This window comes from Fluviispira sanaruensis (assembly GCF_004295685.1).
Classification (GTDB): Bacteria; Bdellovibrionota_B; Oligoflexia; order Silvanigrellales; family Silvanigrellaceae; genus Silvanigrella; species Silvanigrella sanaruensis.
In genome coordinates, this window is the sequence record NZ_AP019368.1 from 390,618 (window position 1) to 397,500 (window position 6,883).

General features: G+C 37.1%; 5 protein-coding genes and 1 rRNA gene (1 of these 6 running past the window's edge). All 6 read left to right on the forward strand.

Features of this window, described 5'->3' with window-relative positions; genetic code table 11:
• The first annotated feature begins 23 nt into the window (after positions 1-23).
• The gene (locus EZS29_RS01635) at positions 24-1,649 is read left to right on the forward strand and encodes a hypothetical protein (protein WP_130605894.1); all 1,626 of its coding nucleotides are present in this window, start codon (positions 24-26) and stop codon (positions 1,647-1,649) included.
• Entirely contained in the window at positions 1,646-3,088 is a 1,443-nt protein-coding gene (locus EZS29_RS01640; RefSeq protein WP_130605896.1) for a sigma 54-interacting transcriptional regulator, read from the forward strand. Before EZS29_RS01635 ends, EZS29_RS01640 begins: the two co-directional genes overlap by 4 nt.
• Before the next feature lie 84 nt (positions 3,089-3,172).
• Entirely contained in the window at positions 3,173-3,661 is a 489-nt protein-coding gene (locus EZS29_RS01645) for a DUF4442 domain-containing protein (protein ID WP_130605899.1), read from the forward strand.
• Between the two features lie 21 nt (positions 3,662-3,682).
• Positions 3,683-4,648, forward strand: a complete 966-nt coding sequence (locus EZS29_RS01650; protein ID WP_130605901.1) for an NAD(P)H-dependent flavin oxidoreductase — start codon at positions 3,683-3,685, stop codon at positions 4,646-4,648.
• Between the two features lie 16 nt (positions 4,649-4,664).
• Positions 4,665-5,582, forward strand: coding sequence for an NAD(P)/FAD-dependent oxidoreductase (locus EZS29_RS01655; protein ID WP_130605903.1), 918 nt, complete (start codon positions 4,665-4,667; stop codon positions 5,580-5,582).
• 512 nt (positions 5,583-6,094) lie between these two features.
• Positions 6,095-6,883, forward strand: a 16S ribosomal RNA gene (locus tag EZS29_RS01660) (it continues 748 nt past the right edge of the window).

Here is a 6,883-nt window from a genome sequence, read left to right on the forward strand (position 1 = left end):
TAAGATTCTTGAATTACTATGGAATGAACGATAAAATGCGCTTAAACCTAAAGTTTCGATTTAACTCAGGATCTTTATCAGCATACTTTATCATATCAGCTGTTGGGTTTATTATACTCTACGTCGTCATTTGGACCTTATCGGTGCGCGCTGAAAGGATAGCCAACTTAAGGCATGATGTTGCGCTTATAATGGGAGGTATATCTGGAAGTATTTTAGGTACGGCTGAGCTTGATTCCCAAGGACTACAAGATCAATCTCTGTCTCTTATGCAAGAATACTTAAATTTCACCTTTGACTCCAAAAAAAGCGCTAGTCAAGAGAGGGTTGCTAAGGTTTCGGTCTATTTGCTCAATCCCGACAGGCAATTGATAGGTGAGTGGGTTTCCACTGCTCCTTCCCCTATAGAATGCCTTGAGAAAAGAACAGAATATTTTCAACCAGTCCGATCGCCCTACCCTTATTTAGTTGAACTCACAATTAATACTTGTAGTGACAGTCATTTAAATATCTTTGAATATCATAGTATTTCTTTACCAATAATAGTATCTTTAGCAGTTATTTTCTTTTGGGGCTTATGTATTACGGCCATGTTAAAATCAATTGGCTATGCAGGCAAATTACTTGAACAGACTGAAGATGTCGATGAGTTATTGGAAAAAGCAGATAAAATCAATTGGCTCAATGTGAAAATTTTAGCGCAAAAAGCTGTGCAAGTGCGCGGTAAAAACCTCCAGTTTTTTCAAACTCTTGTTTTAGATGCTCAACATGATGTAGCAAAAGTTCTAGACACGATTGATAGAAAATATGCACAAGAGGATTTAAACTATAATGTTTCAGTTATTCGTGGAATTATGCAAAGACTTGCAATTGAAATAAGAAGTTCCGACGATTCAAGTCAAGAAATAAACTCATTTAAAGAATTAAACTCAATCGATATTCTAAAATTTATCAGATCGTATTTTGTTGGATGTAAGATTGAAAATGATTTACCAGATAACTGTATTATATCTATAGTAGATATTTCATTATTTGAAAGAATTATTGTTAACTTATCTTCTAATGCAATTAAGCACGCGAAAGCGATGCCAAATATAAAAATGAACTATATTGATAATTATTTTATTTTAAGAATATATTCACAAGTTTCGTTTTTTAAAGCTATTAATATTCATTTTGCTAAATTTACAAATAGAATTGATGTTGTAAATATAAATTCCCCTGTGTTTTTTAAATTATTTGGAAGAACGGGGCGAGGTCTTTCAATTATTAAAAGAGGTACAGCTAAGTTAAATGGTAAGATGATTTTTGATATTAATAAACAAACTGTAGAAACTGGCTTTCATATTCCAGCTTTTCTTATTAATCAAATTTCTCAAATTCAGCCCCCTCCAATCGAAAAAATGAAAGTAATTATATTTAAAAGAGAAGATCTCAAGCTAAAATCCATTGAATGTGGATTGGAAAAATTTATTGTCTCTCAAAAAGATCTCAATGCAATGATTCAATCCTCATCATTGCATAACAAAATTGAAGTTGTTTCTGATGAAGATCTTAAATTACCTGAATCATTTACATTAAGAATTATTACAAAAAAAGAGAGGATTGAGGGGTTGGCTCTTAATTGGATCGGAGACTCTAAACGATGATTTCAAAAGTATTTCCTATTTCAAGATGGTTAGTTGTTGATGATACAAGTGAAGATGCTGAAGATATTGTCCTAGCTATTGAAGGCTTAGGGGGGAAGGCAGACACTGCTGACAGTATTAAAGCAGCTGAAAAGCTTCTTAGAAAAAATATTTATGACGTTTGTGTTGTTGATTGTTTTTATAAAGGAACAACGAAATGGGGAATTGATCTCCTTCCAGATTTACGATCAACTCTCCCTGGCCTGCCTGTTATTATGATCTCGAATTCTGATGACCTTGATCTTCCTGCGCGTGTTATTCGAGCTGGCGCAGATATGTTCTGTCCAAAATTAAAAGATTCATTTTCTTTAACTAAAATTCTAAGATCCGCTGCTTTACAAGCGACAATTATTAGAAAATTAAAAATTATGGAGTTTGACACTCGATTTTCTAAAGAGCTTTTTTTATTAAAACAAACGACCGATGCTTTTGAACATTCAATGCGGAGGAAAGAAGAAAGACTGCTTATTTGTGGCGCTTCAGGAACAGGCAAAACTTTGAGTTCACAGTTCTTTGCTCATCAGTTCTTAAAACAAAATTATGGGAGTATTTCGAGAAACATAGTCTACCATGATTGCGCCGCTAAAAATGATGAAGCAAATTCTCTTTTACTATTTGGTGATGCATCAACAACAGGCAATACATTGCAGCTGACTCTATTTGAACGAGCTGTGGGTGGTGTCTTGGTTTTAGATAATATTCATGCTCTTTCACATGAAAATCAAAATAAATTAAAAAGTGTCTTTGATTCCGAATATGTAACATCTGTATTAGGAGAAGGTAAACTCTCAATCGGTTTGATTAAATTTGTAGCTACATATTGCACTGATTATCAAAAGAAAATAGTACCAGGTTTTCTTGAAGCATATGCACATCGTGAAATCGATTTACCAACAATTTCAACTTTAAATAATGAATTGCCAAAAGCTATTCAGTTTATTTTCGATCAAATTTCTCAATCGAGTGATGATTTAAAAGTTTCATCGAGTTCTGAAGTCATAGATAAAATATTAGATCTAGCAGCTAATCATGCATTTCCTGCAAATTTTAGAACTTTGCATCAAATTATTGAAAATGCCTTGTCTCGTGCTTTAGCTGATCATAGAAGTCAAATTTATCCATCCGATGTGGAAATAATTGGGAGTATGCGTACTCCTCAAGCACTCACTCAAGGTGCGCAGAGTTTAAATAAAAATTATGGTGATGTCTTAGAAGGGCGTTTTGGCGAGGCCTTGCTTAAATTTATTTCCTCCGGTGAGAATTTTGATGAAGCAAAAGATATCTTAAGAAAAATTATGATCAATGTTGCTTCCAAAAAATACAGTGGAAATAAATCTAAAATAGCATCTGCATTAGGGATTTCACGGCAAAGTTTGTATGATCACGAAGAATCTGAATAAAATATAATTAAATGGGAGTTGCGAATTAATTGCAAATGAATGTATTCTGCGTTGAATAATTTAACAGCGTAAAGGACACATTCCATGTCAAAATACTTGCCTGATTTTTCATCCCCAAGCGAATTGATTAAAGTTACTTGGGAAAAGTTAAATAAATTCCCAGCAGGTAATATTATTTTCTCAAGTCTCGTTTCTCATTACATTCCCTATACGGGTTCAATAAGTCCAACTGTTTTAAAAATAGAAAATGGCACTGCTCAAGTAAAAATAAAAGATAGAAAATCTATACGCAATCACTTGAATTGTATTCATGCAATTGCATTGGCAAATATTGGTGAATTTTCTACTGGTTTGTCGATAACTTCGCAACTACCAAAATCTGCTAAGGGAATATTGGTGAGAATTGAAGTTGAATATCTTAAAAAAGCACGCGGAGATCTTATTGCTGAAGCGCAATTTTTATTGCCTGAGCAATTTAAAAGTGAAGATGAATTTAAAATTGTTTCACATATAAAAGATGCAAAAAATATTGTCGTATCTAAAGTTTATGCGACCTGGAAAATTCGTTTATAATATAATAAATAGAGAATTAATATGAATCAAAAGACTGTTTTTTCAGAACAAGTAGGAATTAAATATCCGATAATATGCGGAGCAATGTATCCGTGTAGCAATCCTGAGCTTGTAGCAGCAGCTTCTGAAGCAGGGGGAATCGGGATCATCCAACCTTTATCAATGGTATTTGCACATAAGCATGATTTTCGTAAAGGAATGGCTCTAATAAAACAACTTACAAAAAAGCCAGTTGGAATGAACATAATTACAGAAAAGTCATCTAAAATATATGAAGATCGGATGAAATTATGGCTCGATATTGCCCTCGAAGAAGGTGTGCGTTTTTTTGTGACCTCGTTAGGAAATCCTAAATGGGTTGTCGATAAGGCAAATTCTGTTGGCGGAATTGTCTATCACGATGTCGTAGATAGAAAATGGGCTGAAAAAGCTTTGGAATCGGGTGTGCATGGAATCATCTGTGTCAACAATAGGGCGGGCGGACATGCCGGCTCGTTGCCGATTGAAACACTTTATAAAGATTTAGAATCCTTAAAAGTGCCTGTAATTTGTGCGGGAGGTGTGAGTGATAAAAAGTCTTATGAAGAAGCTCTATCTATTGGCTATGCAGGAGTGCAGATGGGAACTCGCTTTATAGCAACAAAAGAATGCAATGCCCATATGGATTATAAAAATGCCATTATCAAAGCGACCGCAAAAGATATTGTTCTCACAGAAAAGATTTCAGGAGTGCCCGTTTCCGTTATTAAAACGGAATATATCGAAAAGATAGGGACGAAAGCGAATCCAATTTCTAAATATTTACTTAAGCACAAAAAAATGAAGCACTGGATGCGTCTCTATTACACACTTCAATCTATATGGAAATTAAAAAGAGCTTCATTGGAAGGAGCGGGCTACAAAGATTATTGGCAAGCAGGCAAAAGTGTGGATGGTTGCAATTCAATATTAACGACAAAGGAAGTGATTGACGGAATGGTTTCTTAAATTTTTGGAGTTCAAAATGGAAAATCAAAAATCTGAACTGTGCGATGTCTTAATTATTGGAAGTGGGCCTGCTGGTATGGAGGCGGCCTTAGTTTTGGCAAGAACACGAAAAAAAATAATTGTTCTCGATGCACCGACATTGCCAAGAAATTTTGCTGCCAATGAAGTACATAATTTTCTAGGAATGGATGGATTTCCTCCAAGCAAAATCAGAGAAATATCATGGCAACAGATAAATGTTTATAACCAAGCTCAACTCATAAAAGAAACTGCAACAGATATTACAAAAAACTCTGCAGGTTTATTTGTTATTAAAACGGAAGAAGAAAAAACATATTTAGCTCGAAATCTTCTTCTCGCTTTCGGATTTATCGATGAATATCCAGAAGTTGCTGGTTTTATGGAATGCTGGGGGAAAACTATTTTCCCATGCCCATTTTGCGATGGTTATGAAAATAGGGATCGAGAGTGGGGGATAATTAAGCAAAGTGAAGAAGAGATGATCCACTTCGCTAATATTTCCCAGAATTGGACTCCCCGAAATAAAGTTCTTTTAAATGGCAAAGCTATGTCAACAAAGGGGAGAGAAATCTTAAAACAGCGTGGAACAAAAATTTATGATGAGAGAATTATTAAAATACATCATGTCGATGGAGTCTTACATGGACTCACTTTAGAAAATGATCAGCATGTTGAGCTTGAAAGCATACTTTGGACATTGCCAGAACGGGCATCCCCTCTTGTCCGCAAACTCGTGCAAAATCTTAAAATAGAATTAAATCCTAAAGGTTATATAAAAATAAATGAGTTCAAGGAAACGAGTGTGCCTGGGATTTGGGCGGCTGGAGATATTCAAGGGTGGGTAGGCGCTATTCAAGCAGCCGCTGCAGGAGAGGCTGCGGCCGTTGCAATGACACACAAGTGGTTTGGTTAAAATATTTAGCGCACTCAGAAACGCTCTAAATTCAAAAAAATAAAAATAAGCATGCCAGAAAGTTTCTATTAGCATTCTCATGCTATCAATTTTAATATCTAAGTGCATGGGTCAACACATATTACTATTATTTTTATACTTTTTAGAGTTAAGCATGTTGCAGATGCAAATATTGCTATCAAAAGTAACAAATCTTATTCCTATTTATATTTAGTAATATCAGTGACTTAAATATTTAAATAAAATTATTTGAAAAAGGTTTGACAAGCGAATGTGGGTTGTGTAGCTAAAGGTTCTCGCTGCTAGCGAAGTCTCTCTGAAAAAGGAAAGACGGAGTGAAGCAAAGAGAAGTTATTTGACAAGAGAAGAGAGCAGAAACAGAGTGCGGGTCCTTAGAGGCTTTGACTCAATCGGCGCAAGTCGAGAGAGAAGGAAGCTTCGGGGCTCGAGATAAAAGACGAGCCGTCAAAAGAAAAAAAATCTTCATAACGCGAGTTATGGAGTAAGTAATTAGAGCTAAGAGTTTGATCCTGGCTCAGAACGAACGCTGGCGGCGTGCCTAACACATGCAAGTCGAACGGAGGTAGCAATACCTTAGTGGCGCACGGGTGAGTAATGCATGGGAATCTGCCCTATGGTGTGGGATAACTACGGGAAACTGTAGCTAATACCGCATAAGCAAAAGCCGAAAGGTTTTTGGAAAAGCCGGGACCGCAAGGCCGGTTGCCAAAGGATGAGCCCATGTCCCATTAGCTTGTTGGCGGGGTAACGGCCCACCAAGGCGAAGATGGGTAGCTGGTCTGAGAGGACGATCAGCCACACTGGAACTGAGACACGGTCCAGACTCCTACGGGAGGCAGCAGTGGGGAATATTGCGCAATGGGGGAAACCCTGACGCAGCAACGCCGCGTGAGTGATGAAGGCCTTCGGGTTGTAAAGCTCTTTCGGCTGGGAAGAAGGGTGTGGGAGTTAATAAGTCTCACATTTGATGGTACCAGAGTAAGAAGCACCGGCTAACTTCGTGCCAGCAGCCGCGGTAATACGAAGGGTGCAAGCGTTGTTCGGAATTACTGGGCGTAAAGGGTTCGTAGGCGGGAAGACAAGTCAAGTGTGAAATCCCCAGGCTCAACCTGGGACGTGCATTTGAGACTGTTTTTCTTGAGTTTTAGAGAGGGTGGTGGAATTGCTGGTGTAGGAGTGACATCCGTAGAGATCAGCAGGAACACCGGAGGCGAAGGCGACCACCTGGCTAAATACTGACGCTGAGGAACGAAAGCGTGGGGAGCAAACAGGATTAGATA

Bases quoted from the DNA above. Each gene is read 5' to 3' on its own strand.
- EZS29_RS01635 (WP_130605894.1), top strand. From the start codon at position 24: ATGAACGATAAAATGCGCTTAAACCTAAAGTTTCGATTTAACTCAGGA.
- EZS29_RS01640 (WP_130605896.1), top strand. From the start codon at position 1,646: ATGATTTCAAAAGTATTTCCTATTTCAAGATGGTTAGTTGTTGATGAT.
- EZS29_RS01645 (WP_130605899.1), top strand. From the start codon at position 3,173: ATGTCAAAATACTTGCCTGATTTTTCATCCCCAAGCGAATTGATTAAA.
- EZS29_RS01650 (WP_130605901.1), top strand. From the start codon at position 3,683: ATGAATCAAAAGACTGTTTTTTCAGAACAAGTAGGAATTAAATATCCG.
- EZS29_RS01655 (WP_130605903.1), top strand. From the start codon at position 4,665: ATGGAAAATCAAAAATCTGAACTGTGCGATGTCTTAATTATTGGAAGT.